Source organism: Knoellia terrae, assembly GCF_048606435.1.
GTDB lineage: Bacteria > Actinomycetota > Actinomycetes > Actinomycetales > Dermatophilaceae > Knoellia > Knoellia terrae.
Window position 1 is genome coordinate 1 of record NZ_JBMBWH010000019.1, and the last position, 14,931, is coordinate 14,931.

Here is a 14,931-nt window from a genome sequence, read left to right on the forward strand (position 1 = left end):
TCCTCGACAAGCTACTGTCCGAGCACGACAACCCCGGTGTTTCCTTCACCGCTTGAATCCACCCGTGCAATCGCCCCACCTACTGTGCAGTAGCCGCGTGGGAAGCGGAGGGGAGTATCCCCAGCGCGGACTCCTCGTCATCACGGCCACGGTGTGGCCCGGGGATCCGGTCCGGCCCCCAGGGCGGGAGAGACCTCCGGGCCGTATGTCCCCGACCCCGTAAGGTTGCCCGCGTGCATTCTCTCTCTGCCCTGACGACTGCGACACCCTCGATGGACGTCGCCACCTGGCAGTGGCTGCTCACCATCGCCATCGCCATTGCGGTGCTGACGTTCGACGTCGTGATGATCGCCCGCAACCCTCACCGACCCTCCACCAAGGAGCTCAGCCTCACGCTGTCCTTCTACGTCGGAGCCGCGGTCCTCTTCGGGGTGTGGGTGTGGGTGGCCCACGGCAGCCAGCTCGCCGGCGAGTTCTACGCCGGATGGCTGACGGAGTACTCGCTGTCGGTCGACAACCTCTTCATCTTCCTGCTGATCATGGCGAAGTTCGCCGTGCCCGAGAAGTTCCAGCAGACCGCCCTCATGTGGGGCATCATCATCGCGATCGTCCTGCGCGGCATCTTCATCTGGCTCGGCGCCGCCGCGATCAACAACTTCTCCTGGGTCTTCTACATCTTCGGCGCCTTCCTCATCTACACCGCGATCAAGCTCGCCACCGAGGGTGAGAGCGACGACGAGGAGTACGAGGAGAACCGCTTCATGAAGTGGGTCGAGAAGTCCCTGCCGTCGACGAAGGAGTGGAGCGGCAAGCTCTTCGTCAAGGAGAACGCCAAGCGCGTCGTCACGCCGCTGTTCATCGTCGTCCTGGCCCTCGGCACCACCGACCTGCTGTTCGCGCTCGACTCGATCCCCGCGATCTACGGCCTCACCAAGGAGCCGTACCTCGTGCTCACGGCGAACCTCTTCGCGCTGATGGGTCTGCGCCAGCTCTACTTCCTGCTCGGTGGCCTGCTGCAGAAGCTCGTCTACCTCAGCCTGGGGCTGTCGGTCCTGCTCGCGTTCATCGGCGTCAAGCTCATCCTCCACGCCCTCCACGAGAACGAGCTGCCGTTCATCAACGGTGGCGAGCACCTCAAGGTGTGGGACATCCCCATCTCCGTCTCGCTCGGCGCGATCGTCGTCATCCTCGGTGTCACGACCGTGGCCAGCCTCTGGAAGACCCGCCGCGACAACAAGGCGGAGATCAACGCCTGAGCCGGCTGGCCGGCATACCGGCAGGAACGCGTCTAGGACCCCGTCGACTCGGCGGGGTCCTTGCGCGCTCCCAGCCCGATGACGATCGCGGACGCGAGCACGACCAGCCCCATCCCGAGCAGCTGCGAGCCGTGCAGGACCTGGTCGAGGATGACCAGCCCGGCCAGCGCCGCGACGGCCGGCTCGAGGCTGAGGAGTATGCCGAAGACCCGGGCCGTCATGCGGCGCAGCGCCACGAGCTCCAGGGAGTAGGGCAGCACCGACGACAGCACGGCGATGCCGAGCCCCTTGGCGACGAGCCCGCCGTCCCAATCCGGCACCGAGGCGATCCCGAAGGGCAGGGTCATGACGGTCGCGACGACCATCGCGATGGCGAGCCCTTCGAGCTTGTCGAACTCGGCTCCGGTGCGTCCACTGAGGATGATGTATGCCGCCCAGCACGTCCCGGCGGTGGCCGCCAGTCCCAGCCCGGTCCAGTCCAGCTCGGCGAACGGCACGGACAGCGCCTCCGAGATGAGCAGCACGCCGACCGCCGCGGCGAGCACCGCGAGGAGGTCGACCACCCGCCTCGACAGGGCCGCCGCGAGGAGCAGCGGCCCGAGGAACTCGATGGTCACGGCCACACCGATGGGCAGGTGGGCGAGCGAGCCGTAGAAGGTGAAGTTCATCAGCCCGAGCGCGAGCCCGAAGGCCACGACCGTGCGCCACGCCCTGGGGGAGTGTCCGCGCCACCGCGGCCGGACGGCAGCGACGAGGATGACCGTGGCGAAGAGCAGGCGCATGACCACCGAGCCGCCCGCGCCGATCTCCGGGATGAGCGTGGCCGCGAGCGCGCCACCGAACTGGACCGAGACGATGCCGGCCAGGACGAGGACGGGGGCTGGCACGGTGCTGAGGCGGGACACCTCGTCAGGCTAGGTCGGGCCCCGCCCCGGACACGCTTCCGCCACTCCGTGAGACATCGTCCTCCGACGAGGGCTCGGGCGAGGCGAGGGACGCAAGCTGCGCGCGGACGGCGCCGTGGCGCTCGAGGAACGCCCGCTCGTCGTAGCGCTTGCGCCGCAGCCACCCGGTGACCTCGTCGTTGCTCTTGCTGGCGTTGCAGGGCCCGCAGGCGGGAGCGATGTTGTCGAGCGTGTAGCGCCCGCCGCGCGACAGGGGCAGCACGCAGTCCTTCTGCAGGGCGCGCTCCGTCGCCCCGCAGTAGGCGCACCCACCCCACGCCGCCTTGAGGGCGGCCCACTGCTCGGCGCTGAGGTCGTGCTCGACCCGGTCCATGCGGCGCTTGCGGCGGCGGGCGGCCACGGCCCTGCGACTCCGGTTGACCGCCACCGGCCCAGCCTAGGAGCCGGCGTCACCAGCCGCGTTCGCGCCACTCCGCCAGGTGGGGACGCTCGGCACCGAGGGTGGTGTCGCCGCCATGGCCGGGGTAGACCCACGTCTCGTCGTCGTAGACGTCGAAGACCCGGTCGCTCACGTCGGCGATGAGGCTCTCGAAGCTCTGCCCGGGGTTCTTCGTGTTGCCGATCCCGCCGGGGAAGAGGGAGTCACCGGTCAGGAGGTGGGTGTGCCCACCGGGGTCGGCGTACGCCAGGGCAACCGACCCGGGCGTGTGGCCACGCAGGTGGACGACGTCGAGCCGGCACTGCCCGACCGTGACGACGTCGCCGTGCACGAGCCGGACGTCGGGTCGCACCGGCAGCGCGTCCGCGTCGTCGGCCCCCGCATGGGTGCGCGGGTGGAAGGCGTCGACCATCTCGGGCAGCGCCCGGACGTGGTCCCAGTGCTGGTGCGTGGTCACGAGGTGCTCGAGGCTTCCGGTGCCCTCGCGCACGAGCGCGGTGAGCCGAGCGGCGTCATCGGCGGCGTCCACGAGCAGCTGCTCGCCGGTCTCGCGGCAGGTGAGGAGGTAGGCGTTGTTGGACATCTCCGACACCGCGACCTTGCGGATCACGAGGTGGTCGAGGGTGCGAACCTGCGCCGGTCCTCCGGGGGTCACGTCACCGGTGTAGTCGCCCATGGTCACAGCCCCCTCGTCAGCTCGGGAAGGTCCTCGGCGCGGACGCCCGACGGGTCCTGCCTCGCCAGCCAGGTGAGCACCCCGGCCCGCGAGCCCGTGACCCGGGCGGCGCCGTCGCCCAGCGACCAGCCGTCGCCCTCGTCGGTGGAGATGCTCAGCGACGGAGCGGGCTCCGCGCCCCGCTGCCGCTTGAGCTCGTTCTCGAGGAACATCACCTGGAGGTCCCCGTCCAGGTCGTCGAACCCGAAGCCGACGTCGAGGTCGACGTGGTGGTAGACCACCTCACGCAGCCGCATGAACGGCAGCATCCCGCCCCGGAACGTCGGCCCACCCGGGGTGCGCTCGAGGACGACGTCGCGGTGCTCGGGGCCGAGCCGTCGCAGGTGCGGCGCGAGCTCGGCGGCGGTGTCCTCGACGTCGGTGACGACGGTGAGCGGGTCGCGACCCACGCCGGCGTCGATCTCCGCGTCGCGGGACTCGGGGGAGTCGTACATCGTCCGTCCGGTGCCGTCGACGGCTGCCCCGACGAGCCGCACCAGGGCCTCCGCGTTGCGCGCGAGGTGGTTGAGGACGTGGTCGCGCGTCCACCCCTCGCACAGGCTCGGGGCGGAGAGGTCGTCGCAGGCGCGGGCACCGGAGACGAGCCGGGTGGTGTGCTCGTCGATGGCGGCAAGGAGGTCGGTCACGAGCCTCAGGCTACGCGCGAGACGGACAGTGTGCCGGCTCCGTGGGCGTCGTCCGTCACCACCCAGAGGTCATCCCCACGGACGACCGCCGACACCGGTGTCCCGCCCGGTCCGTCCGCGCTCGACCACGCACCGCCGGCGTGGCGCAGGACGGTGCTCCGCGACCCGGTCGGCACGACGACGACGTCGTCCTTCCCTGCCCGGACGGGCGCCGGGACCGGCACGTTCTCGGGGAGACGGACGTCGGGTATGCCGTCCAGCCGGCTCGCGCTGCCGTCCACCAGCTCCCACAGCGCGAGCCGCCCTCCCTCACTGCCGGCGACGAGGCACCGTTGCGGTGTGCACGTCGCGGCGTGTGCCTCGGCGAGCTCGTCGTCGGAGGTGCGCGGGAGGTCGACCCGGCTCCACGGTCCGGTCCCGCCGGGCGCGGTCCACACGGCGGCGTCCACGCGCACCGAGCCGGGGGAGAGCCGGGTGACCGACCCGGAGATCACGAGGCCGTCCCCTCGTGAGGTGATGGCGCGCCCCGCCACGAGGGCGTCGGGCGTGCTGGCCAGGGACGTCCCCGCCGAGGGTTGGCGGGCCCAGCGCGCGCCGGTGCGGGTCCAGACCGCGATGTCGAGGCCGGTCCGCTCGCTCTGCCACGCGCCGAGGATCACCGGGGAGGTGCCGGCATACGCCAGTCCGGCGAGGTCCCCGGCGCCGTAGCTGCCGAAGACGCCGAACGGCTGCTCCTGCTCGGCGACGGCCGCGGCGTCCCCGCTCCAGGTCGTCCACCGGTAGTTGCCGTGGGCGCCCCCACGGACGCCCCCGACGGCGTCGACGCGGCCCTCGTGGGTGACCACCTGGAACCAGCGTGCCTCGAAGGCGTAGGGGGAGCGGGGGGTGAGGTCGACGGGGCGAAGGTCGGATGCGTCGGTCCCGACGAACAGGCGCGGGTTCGGGCGGTCGGCTGCCCGGGCCCCGACCACGACCGACGTCCCGTCGGAGGCGAGGGTGACCGGGGACACCGCGTCCGGCAGGGCCACGGTGCGCCACGTCGGGCCCGCCCGGCCCGACGGGCCCACGGTGCCCGTCGGGCTGCCGGTGCAGGCGCTGCCGAGCAGGACGGACCCGGCGGCGAGGGCAGGGAGCAGCGAACGAGGTCGCACGTCGTCACTGTAGACGGGCGGAACGGACGGCGGCGGGAGCTGTCGGTGGCGGCACCTAGCATGGTGGACGTGACTTCTGCTGCCTCCGCATCGCCCACCCGTCGCTCGGGGAGCGCCGCCCACGACCGGCTCGTCGTGCGTGGTGCGCGCGAGCACAACCTCAAGGACGTCTCGGTCGACCTGCCCCGGGACTCCCTCATCGTCTTCACCGGGCTGTCGGGGTCGGGCAAGTCGTCGCTGGCGTTCGACACGATCTTCGCGGAGGGCCAGCGCCGCTACGTCGAGTCGCTGTCCGCCTACGCCCGCCAGTTCCTCGGCCAGATGGACAAGCCCGACGTCGACTTCATCGAGGGCCTCTCGCCGGCGGTGTCGATCGACCAGAAGTCGACCAACCGCAACCCGCGCTCGACCGTCGGCACGATCACCGAGGTCTACGACTACCTCCGCCTGCTGTTCGCCCGCGCCGGCCGCCCGCACTGCCCCACCTGTGGCGAGCCGATCACCCGGCAGAGCCCGCAGCAGATCGTCGACCGGCTGCTCGAGCTGCCCGAGCGCACCCGCTTCCAGGTGCTCGCCCCGGTCGTGCGTGCGCGCAAGGGTGAGTTCGTCGACCTGTTCGCCGAGCTCCAGTCCAAGGGCTTCGCCCGCGCCCGGGTCGACGGCGAGGTCGTCTCGCTGAGCGAGCCGCCGACCCTCGAGAAGCAGGTCAAGCACACGATCGACGTCGTCGTCGACCGGCTCGTCTCCAAGGGCGGCGACGCCTCCTCGAAGCGTCGCCTCACCGACTCCGTCGAGACGGCCCTCGGCCTCGCCGGTGGTGTCGTCGTCATCGAGTTCGTCGACGCCGGTGAGGCGGTCGGCGCCGACGGCGAGCCGCTGCCCAAGGAGCGTCGCTTCTCCGAGCGCATGGCCTGCCCCAACGACCACCCGCTGTCGATGGACGAGGTCGAGCCGCGCTCGTTCTCGTTCAACAGCCCGTTCGGTGCCTGCCCGGTCTGCACCGGCATCGGGACCGAGCTCGAGGTCGACCCCGAGCTCATCGTCCCCAACGACGACCTCAGCCTCGCCGAGGGGGCGATCGCCCCGTGGGCCTCGGGCAGCGGGGCCTCCGAGTACTTCCAGCGGGTGCTCGGTGCCCTCGCCGAGGAGATGAAGTTCGGTATCGACGTGCCGTGGCGGGCGCTGCCCGAGAGGGCGAAGGAGTCGCTGATCCACGGCCGCAACCACAAGGTCCACGTCAAGTACCGCAACCGCTTCGGGCGCGAGCGCTCCTACACGACGGGCTTCGAGGGGGCCATCCCGTTCGTCAAGCGACGGCACGCCGAGACCGACTCCGACTGGAGCCGTGAGCGGTACGAGGGCTACATGCGCGAGGTGCCGTGCCCCTCGTGCCGCGGGAGCCGGCTCAAGCCCGAGTCCCTCGCCGTGACCATCGGCGGGCGCAGCATCGCCGACGTCTGCGCACTGCCCATCTCCGACTCGGCGAGCTTCCTCGCCGAGGTCGACTTCACCGTCCGGGAGCGGCAGATCGCCGAGCGGGTCATCAAGGAGATCAACGCCCGGCTCGGCTTCCTCCTCGACGTCGGCCTCGACTACCTCAGCCTCGACCGCCCCGCAGGCACCCTCTCCGGCGGCGAGGCCCAGCGCATCCGGCTGGCCACCCAGATCGGCTCCGGGCTCGTCGGTGTCCTCTACGTGCTCGACGAGCCGAGCATCGGCCTGCACCAGCGCGACAACCACCGGCTCATCGAGACCCTGACCCGGCTGCGTGACCTCGGCAACACCCTCATCGTCGTCGAGCACGACGAGGACACCATCGCCACCGCCGACTGGGTCGTCGACATCGGCCCCGGCGCCGGCGAGCACGGGGGAGTGGTGGTCCACTCGGGGACCGTCGCCGACCTGCTCACCCACCCCACCTCGGTCACCGGCAAGTACCTCTCGGGTCGCGCGGAGATCCCCGTGCCGGCGTCCCGCCGCCCGCAGGACCCGGACCGCCAGGTCACGGTGGTGGGCGCCCGCGAGCACAACCTCCACGAGGTCAGCGCGAGCTTCCCGCTCGGCAACCTCGTGGCCGTGACCGGTGTGTCCGGCTCGGGCAAGTCGACGCTGGTCAACGACATCCTCTACAACGTCCTCGCCAACAAGCTCAACGGCGCCCGGCACGTCCCGGGCCGGCACAAGACCGTCACCGGGCTCGAGCACCTGGACAAGGTCGTCCACGTCGACCAGAGCCCCATCGGCCGGACCCCCCGGTCGAACCCGGCCACCTACACCGGGGTCTTCGACGCCATCCGCAAGCTCTTCGCGACGACGACCGAGGCCAAGATTCGCGGCTACCAGCCCGGGCGCTTCTCGTTCAACGTCAAGGGTGGCCGCTGCGACGCGTGCTCCGGCGACGGCACCATCAAGATCGAGATGAACTTCCTGCCGGACGTCTACGTCCCGTGCGAGGTCTGCCACGGCGCCCGCTACAACCGCGAGACGCTCGAGGTGCACTTCAAGGGCAAGACCATCGCCGACGTGCTCGACATGCCGATCGAGGAGGCTGCCGACTTCTTCGCCGCCGTCCCCGGGATCGCCCGGCACATGACGACGCTCAACGAGGTCGGGCTCGGCTACGTCCGCCTCGGCCAGCCGGCGCCCACGCTCTCCGGTGGTGAGGCGCAGCGCGTCAAGCTCGCCTCCGAGCTCCAGAAGCGCTCGACGGGTCGCACCATCTACGTCCTCGACGAGCCGACCACCGGTCTGCACTTCGAGGACATCCGCAAGCTCCTCGGCGTCCTCCAGGGCCTCGTCGACAAGGGCAACACCGTCATCGTCATCGAGCACAACCTCGACGTGATCAAGAGCGCCGACTACGTCGTCGACCTCGGGCCCGAGGGCGGCAACAAGGGCGGCAGCATCGTCGCGACCGGCACCCCCGAGGAGGTCGCCGCCCACCCCGAGAGCCACACCGGTCGCTTCCTCGCCCCGGTCCTGGCGAAGACCGCCAGGACGACGACCCGGGCCACGGCCTCGGCTCGCACCGGTGCGACGAAGGCACCCGCGAAGAAGGCAGCGACGAAGCGGACCGCGGCGGCACGCAGCGCGACCCGCTCCGAGACGACGGCCACGACGACCCCGGCGTCACGGACGGCGAAGGCGGCCGCCAAGCGGGCGCCGCGCAAGAGCGCCTGAGCGCGCGGGCGGCATACGCCCGAGCACCGCACGGGTGCACGACGAGGGCCCCGCACCATGATCGGTACGGGGCCCTCGTCGTTGCCCGCTCAGGCCCACGCGGCGCGTGGGACCCGCTCGCTCAGGCCCACGCACGGGTCCCACGCTCTGCGTGGGCGCGTGGGACCCGCTCGCCTCAGGCCCACGCAGAGCGTGGGACCCGCTCGCCTCAGTCCTCGCCGAGGTAGGCCTTGCGGACGTCGTCGCTCGCCAGCAGCTCGGAGCCACTGCCGGACAGGACGATCTTTCCGACCTCGAGCACGTAGCCCTTGGTGGCCCGCTTGAGGGCCGCCTGGGCGTTCTGCTCGACGAGCAGGATGGTCGTGCCCTGCTCCTGCAGTGTCGTGACGGTCGACATGACGGTCTTCATCATCAGCGGCGACAGACCCATCGACGGCTCGTCGAGCATGAGCAGCTTGGGGCGGCTCATCATCGCGCGACCCATGGCGAGCATCTGCTGCTCCCCACCGGAGAAGGTCCCGGCCGCCTGGCTTTTCCGCTCACCGAGGATCGGGAAGAGGTCGTAGGCCGCCTGCAGGTCCTTGCGGACGTCGCCGTCCCGTCGAGCGAAGGCTCCGAGCAGGAGGTTCTGCTCCACCGACAGCCGTGGGAAGATGCGGCGACCCTCGGGCGAGTGGGCCAGGCCGAGCGTGACGATCTCATGCGCGGCCGTGGAGTCGATCCGCTTGCCCTGGAACCGGATGGATCCGGTGGCCGGGCGGAGCAGGCCGGAGATGGTGCGCAGGGTCGTCGTCTTGCCGGCGCCGTTGGTGCCGATGAGGGTCACGACCTCGCCCTCGTCGACGCTGAAGCTGATGCCCTTGACGGCGGTGATCTTGCCGTAGGCGACGACGAGGTCCTTGACCTCGAGCATGGGGCTCACAGCTGCTCCTTGGTCGGGTCGGTGGAGGAGGTGGCGTCTTCGTCTTCGTCGTCGTCGTCGCCCCCACCGATGTAGGCCTCGATGACGCGAGGGTCGGACTGGACCTCACCGGGCGTGCCCTGCACGAGGACCTCACCGCGGACGAGGCACAGCACGCGGTCACACAGGTTGAAGATGAAGCGCATGTCGTGCTCGATGACGACGACCGCCAGGCCGCTGTCGCGGATCCGGAAGATGAGGTCGCTGGCCTGCCGCGTCTCCTGCGGGTTCATCCCGGCCGTCGGCTCGTCGAGCAGGATGAGCTTCGGGTCGGTGGCCAGGGCCCGGGCGATCTCGAGGCGCCGCTGGTCGCCGTACGGCATGTTGCGGGCGAGGTTCTCGGCGGAGTTCCCGAGGCCGACGAACTCGAGGAGCTCCTGGGCGCGGGCCCGGGTGGCCTCCTCCTCCCGCCGGAACTTCGGTCCACGAAGGATCGAGGTGAGCGCCATCGAGCTGGTGCGGCAGTAGCGGCCGACCATGACGTTCTCGAGGGCCGTCATGTTGGCGAACAGCCGGATGTTCTGGAACGTCCGGGCCATGCCGGCCATGACGACCGCCCTCGGCTTCGGGGGGATGACCTCGCCGAGGAGTCGCACCTCGCCCTCGGTGGGCTTGTAGAGGCCCGTCAGGCAGTTGAAGAACGTCGTCTTGCCGGCACCGTTGGGCCCGATGAGACCGACGATCTCGCCCGGGTGGACGGTCATGTCGACGTCCTTGACCGCGGTGAGGCCACCGAAGCGCATGGTCACGCCCCGTGCCTCGAGGATGGGCCCTGACGACGTGTCGGGGGCACCGACGGGAGTGGTGTCCATGACGGTCATGACTTGGCCTCCGCTTCCTCGAGGTGGACTTCTTCGATGCGCTGGGCCAGCTCTTCGTCGTCCTCGTGGAACTCGAGCTTGCGACGCTGGCTCGCGACCAGACCCTCCGGGCGGAACCGCATCATGATGACGAGGACCAGACCGAAGATCAGCAGCCGGTAGTCGGCGACGAACCGCAGCTTCTCGGGGAGGAGCTTGAGGATGGTCGCACCGACGAGCACTCCGGCGACCGTGCCCATGCCGCCGAGGACGACGGCGGCGAGCAGGAACGCGGACTCGAGGAAGATGTACTGGTCGGGCGTGACGGACACGTCGTGGTGGGCCTTGACCGTGCCGGCCATGCCGGCAAGGAACGCGCCTCCCGCGAAGGCGAACAGCTTGAGGCCGAAGACGTTGACGCCCATGGCCTCGGCCGCCTTCTCGTCCTCGCGGATCGCGACCCAGCCCCGGCCGATACGGCTGTTGTTGAGCCGCGTGAAGACGAGGATGATGATCGCCGCGATGACGAGCAGCAGGAAGTAGTAGTTCGCGAACCGGCCGAGGGTGATACCGAGGACATCGTGAGGCTGCCCGAAGTCGAACGACCCGAACTGCAGGTCGGGGATGGCCGGGATGCCGTTGGGACCGTTGGTGAGGACCGGGCCGTTGTTGCCGTCGAGGTTGCCCATCGTCAGGCGGAAGATCTCACCGAACGCGAGCGTCACGATGGCGAGGTAGTCACCAGAGACGCGCAGCGTCGGTGACCCGATGATGAGGCCGAGGAGTGCCGAGAAGCAGGCGCCGAGCAGCACGACGACGAGGAAGGGGGGCTTCCAGTCGATGGTCGCGAACGCGGAGGCCGACAGGACGGCACCAACGTAGGCACCGGCGCCGAGGAAGGCGATGTAGCCGAGGTCGAGCAGACCGGCGAGCCCCACGACGATGTTGAGGCCGAGCGCCGTCGCCGCGAAGATCAGGACCTGGGTCGCGATCGACATGTTCTCGTCCGAGCCACCCTGGGTGAACGGGAAGAGGAACGCCACGGCGAAGGCACCGAGCATGAGCACCTGGCGGTTCTTCTGGGCGATGAGCCCGATCCACGTGAAGACGCCCGCCTTCGACAGCGCCCACGCCACGGCGGCCACGAAGAGGAGGAAGAGCAGGAAGCTCGCCCCGTCCTCGACACCGAGCGCGTAGGCGGCGCCGAACAGCACGAGGGCCATGAGACCGACGATCGTGAGGATCTCGAGCCAGGACGACGTCTTCGCGAAGAGGGGGTCCTTGGTGTTGTGCGGCACGAGCATGAGGCCCGACGCCGCCAGCAGCAGGGCACCCACGAGGGAGATCCACCCGCCGGGGTTGACGTTGATCAGCCCGCCGGACTGGTAGGCGATGGTGCCGATCGCACCGACCATGTAGGCGACGGCACCCAGGCCGAGCGCGCGCACGGCGCTCGCCGTGTCGAGCCAGTGACCCAGACCGGTCAGGGGGCCCTTGTGCGCGAGCAGGAACACGAGCGCGGCGATGCCGAGGACGATCATGCAGATCTGGACGCCACCGGGCCAGAAGTCGACCGAGAGGTCACCCAGGACGTCGTCGGTGAAGCTCCACGAGAGGAACGTACCGGCGATGAGGACGAGCGCGCCGGCGAGGCCGAGGGGCCAGGCAGCGGCGCTGCCGCGACCGGGAACCCGGTCCAGCCAGTGGGCCTGGACGAGCTCGTCGTCGTGATCGGAGTGCGCGGGCGCCACGGAGGTCGCCGGGGTCGGCGGGTTCGTGGGGGTGGAGGTGCTCATGCCCGGTCCACCACCCGTGCGCCGAGGAGGCCTTGGGGCCGGAAGACGAGAACGAGAATGAGGAGCACGAAGGCCCACACGTCCTTCCACGCGGATCCACCGAACTGGCCGGGGATGAACTGGGTCGCCATCGACTCGGCGATGCCGAGGACGAGTCCGCCGACGATCGCCCCCTGGATGTTGCCGATGCCTCCGAGGACTGCTGCCGTGAAGGCCTTGAGGCCGGCGAGGAAGCCCATCCGGAAGTCGATGTTGGAGTTGAGCAGTCCCTGCGCGACCCCGCCGATGGCCGCGAGGGCCGCACCGAGGGCGAAGGCGATGACGATGATCCGGTTGACGTTGATGCCCATGAGCTGGGCGGTGTCCGGATCCTGCGAGACGGCCTGCATGCCCTGTCCGAGGCGGGTCCGGTTGACGAAGAACCAGAGCAGCCCTGCGGACAGGAGGAGCGCGCCGACCGTGAAGACCGCGGCGCGTTGGATGTTGAGGCCCGCGAACGCGATGCCGGGGCCGGTGACGACGTCGATCTCGGGGAAGGTGAGCTTGCTCTTGGCGCCGGGGTAGAACAGGCGGACGGCCTCCTGGAGGAAGACCGAGATGCCGATGGCGGTGATGAGCGGTGCCAGTCGGGGGGCGCCGCGCAGGGGCCGGTAGGCGATGCGTTCCATGATGACCGCGGTGAGGACCGAGACGATCACGGCCCCGAGCACCATGACGGGGAGCACCCACAGGCCGGTCTGGCCCTTGAAGAGCACGGTCCACGTGGCCAGGGCGCCGAACGCCCCGATCATGAAGACTTCGCCGTGGGCGAAGTTGATGAGCTGGACGATGCCGTAGACGACGGTGTAGCCGACGGCGATCAGGGCGTACAGGGACCCGAGGGTCAGGCCGTTCACGATCTGTTGCAGGAAGTCGGTCATCGCAGAACCGGCACCTCTCTGTTGGGGGTGGCTGGCACATTCAAGCAGGGACGGACACTCGTCCGCCCCTGCTCGAATGAACTACGTCAGCGTGTCGGACTCAGCCGGTCAGCTCACGTTCTCGGACTTGACGCTGACGAACTTGCCGCCCTCGACCTTGTAGCCCGTGATGACCTTGACGAGCGTGTCGCCGAACTCGTCGAACGAGACCTTGCCGGTGACGCCGTCGAAGGAGACCTTGCCGACCGCGTCGACCGTGGCCTGACGGGCGCTCTTGACGTCCTCGGCGCCCTTCAGCGAGGTCTTGAGGGCCTCGATGATCGCGTTGGCGGCGTCGTAGGAGTAGCCACCGTAGGCGGCTGCCGGCTCGGCGTACTTGGCGGCCTCGTAGTCGGCGAGGAACTTCTTGCCGGCGTCGCTGTTCTCGGTCGGCTCGCCGACCGAGGTGGCGAGGTCACCGTTGGAGGTGGAGCCCGCGAGCTCGATGTACTTGGGGTCGAAGATGCCGTCGCCACCCATGAGCGGGACGTTGAGGCCACCGGCCTTCATCTGCTTGGACAGCGGACCGGCCTGCGGGTACTCACCGCCGTAGTAGACGGCGCCCGGCTTGGACGGGGCGACCTTGGAGACGACCGGGGCGTAGTTGGACTCGTCCGGGTTGATGGTCTCGGCGGCGACGACCTGACCACCGGCGGCCTTGTAGGCCTCCGTGAAGTAGTTGACCAGGCCCTGGCCGTAGGTCTTCTTGTCGTGGATCGTCGCGACGGTCTTGATGCCCTGGTCGATGAGGAACTTGGCCGCGAAACCGCCCTGGGCGATGTCCGTGGTGCAGGTGCGGAAGAACGTCTTGTAGGGACGCGAGTTGCCGTCGGCGCCACGGGTCAGCGCGGGGCCGGTGTTGGCGGGGGAGATCTGGGTGATGTTGGCGGCGGCGAAGACCGGCTGGGTCTGCTGGCTGACGCTCGAGTTGAGGTTGCCGACGACACCGATGACGTCGTCGTCGGACGCGAGCTTGGTCGCGCCGTTCTTGCCCACGTCGGCCTTGCCCTCGTCGTCGACGGCCTCGACCTCGAGGGTCCAGCCCTCGATCGCCTTGGACTCGTTGGCCTGCTTGACGGCCAGCTCGACGGAGTGCTGGATGCCCTTGCCGAGTGCGGACAGGTCGCCCGACAGGGGCGCGATGACGCCGATCTTGGCGACCTTGGCGTCGCCGCCGGACGTGCTGCCGGTGTCCTCGTTCTCACCGCGGGTACCACACCCGGCAAGTGCGAGTGAAGCCACCAACAGCGAAGCGCCGACGGTCATGACGGAACGCTGAGCCACGTTTCCTCCTGAAACTTCTTCTCCCGCGGCGGAAGGCCGAGGAGCTCGCGACGGGTGTGCGAGCACCCGAACAATAGCCACGGGTCCGCCTCCGGCAGCGGGACTTCACCATTTGTGTGCCGACTCGTTACCAAGGCCTCCAGCGGCGGGGTCGCCACATGGTCGATCGGCCATTCACAGGTCGCCCACGGCGTATTTCCGGGTCCGTCGCGCAACACTGAGCGGTACGGACGTCACCCGACGAAGGAGAGCACCATGACGCAGACACCTGACGCCCCGGTGGCGAGCACCACCGACGGCACCCCCCTCGGCTGCTGCGGTCGCCGCGACGCCATGCGGGCGGTCGGCGTCGTGGCCGTGGCCGGCGCCGGGCTCACCGCGTGCGGCACCGACTCGGAGTCGGCCGTCGACGCCGCCGCCTCGACCGCCTCGAGCGCCGCCTCCGGTGCTGCCGGCGCGGTCCGGGACCTCGCGAAGAAGGCCGACATCCCCGTCGGCGGCGGCCGGATCATCGACTCGGCCAAGGTGGTCATCACCCAGCCGACCGAAGGTGACTACAAGGCCTTCTCGGCGGTGTGCCCGCACCAGGGCTGCACCGTGAGCAGCGTCGGGAGCGGCTCGATCACGTGCGCCTGCCACGGCAGCACGTTCGACATCGCCACCGGCGACGTGACGAAGGGACCGGCCACGAGAGGCCTCGACAAGAAGTCGGTCACCGTGGGAGCCGACGGCATCAGCGTGACCTGAGCGGGCGGCATACCTGTCACCCGGCCCGCCTAGGTGTTCTGACCACGGACGTTAGGTACGGCGGGTCGGCTGGACGATGACGAAGACCTCC

The 14,931-nt window shown here is 69.8% G+C and carries 13 protein-coding genes; 3 read left to right on the plus strand and 10 right to left on the minus strand.

All coding sequences use genetic code 11. The features are described 5' to 3' along the window. Positions 1-272: 272 nt before the first annotated feature. Positions 273-1,256 (plus strand): TerC family protein, encoded by a 984-nt coding sequence (locus tag ACOJV9_RS16585; RefSeq protein ID WP_420186356.1) that lies wholly within the window; start codon positions 273-275, stop codon positions 1,254-1,256. 32 nt (positions 1,257-1,288) lie between these two features. On the opposite strand, the gene ACOJV9_RS16590 is transcribed toward ACOJV9_RS16585, so the two are convergent. From ACOJV9_RS16590 to ACOJV9_RS16610, 5 genes are read right to left on the minus strand one after another with little or no spacing between them, the layout of a single operon-like run. Then, the gene (locus ACOJV9_RS16590; RefSeq protein WP_420186345.1) at positions 1,289-2,161 is read right to left on the minus strand and encodes an EamA family transporter; all 873 of its coding nucleotides are present in this window, start codon (positions 2,159-2,161) and stop codon (positions 1,289-1,291) included. Between the two features lie 4 nt (positions 2,162-2,165). Then, positions 2,166-2,588 (minus strand): HNH endonuclease, encoded by a 423-nt coding sequence (locus ACOJV9_RS16595; RefSeq protein WP_420186346.1) that lies wholly within the window; start codon positions 2,586-2,588, stop codon positions 2,166-2,168. A gap of 22 nt (positions 2,589-2,610) precedes the next feature. Then, positions 2,611-3,276, minus strand: a complete 666-nt coding sequence (locus tag ACOJV9_RS16600; RefSeq protein ID WP_420186347.1) for an MBL fold metallo-hydrolase — start codon at positions 3,274-3,276, stop codon at positions 2,611-2,613. Positions 3,277-3,278: 2 nt separating this feature from the next. Next, entirely contained in the window at positions 3,279-3,962 is a 684-nt protein-coding gene (locus ACOJV9_RS16605; RefSeq protein ID WP_420186348.1) for a maleylpyruvate isomerase family mycothiol-dependent enzyme, read from the minus strand. Between the two features lie 5 nt (positions 3,963-3,967). Beyond that, entirely contained in the window at positions 3,968-5,113 is a 1,146-nt protein-coding gene (locus ACOJV9_RS16610) for a hypothetical protein (RefSeq protein WP_420186349.1), read from the minus strand. A 60-nt stretch (positions 5,114-5,173) separates the two neighbouring features. On the opposite strand from ACOJV9_RS16610, the gene uvrA reads away from it, so the two are divergent. Continuing rightward, on the plus strand, positions 5,174-8,293 hold the full coding sequence (gene uvrA / locus ACOJV9_RS16615) for an excinuclease ABC subunit UvrA (RefSeq protein ID WP_420186357.1): 3,120 nt from the start codon (positions 5,174-5,176) through the stop codon (positions 8,291-8,293). 208 nt (positions 8,294-8,501) lie between these two features. Here uvrA and ACOJV9_RS16620 read toward each other — a convergent pair whose 3' ends face one another. From ACOJV9_RS16620 to ACOJV9_RS16640, 5 genes are all read right to left on the minus strand, one after another. Next, a complete protein-coding gene (locus ACOJV9_RS16620; RefSeq protein ID WP_474544858.1) occupies positions 8,502-9,206 on the minus strand; it encodes an ABC transporter ATP-binding protein in 705 nt (234 codons plus the stop codon). A 5-nt stretch (positions 9,207-9,211) separates the two neighbouring features. Beyond that, positions 9,212-10,075: an ABC transporter ATP-binding protein gene (locus ACOJV9_RS16625; protein ID WP_420186351.1), complete on the minus strand. Its 864-nt coding sequence runs from the start codon at positions 10,073-10,075 to the stop codon at positions 9,212-9,214. Then, positions 10,072-11,850, minus strand: coding sequence for a branched-chain amino acid ABC transporter permease (locus tag ACOJV9_RS16630; protein ID WP_420186352.1), 1,779 nt, complete (start codon positions 11,848-11,850; stop codon positions 10,072-10,074). The genes ACOJV9_RS16625 and ACOJV9_RS16630 overlap by 4 nt, the downstream gene beginning before the upstream one ends. Then, entirely contained in the window at positions 11,847-12,770 is a 924-nt protein-coding gene (locus tag ACOJV9_RS16635; protein ID WP_420186353.1) for a branched-chain amino acid ABC transporter permease, read from the minus strand. Before ACOJV9_RS16635 ends, ACOJV9_RS16630 begins: the two co-directional genes overlap by 4 nt. Positions 12,771-12,878: 108 nt before the next feature. Then, positions 12,879-14,075, minus strand: coding sequence for a branched-chain amino acid ABC transporter substrate-binding protein (locus ACOJV9_RS16640; protein ID WP_420186354.1), 1,197 nt, complete (start codon positions 14,073-14,075; stop codon positions 12,879-12,881). A 273-nt stretch (positions 14,076-14,348) separates the two neighbouring features. Here ACOJV9_RS16640 and ACOJV9_RS16645 point away from each other — a divergent pair, with 273 nt between their 5' ends. Then, positions 14,349-14,840: a Rieske (2Fe-2S) protein gene (locus ACOJV9_RS16645; RefSeq protein ID WP_420186355.1), complete on the plus strand. Its 492-nt coding sequence runs from the start codon at positions 14,349-14,351 to the stop codon at positions 14,838-14,840. Positions 14,841-14,931 lie beyond the last annotated feature (91 nt).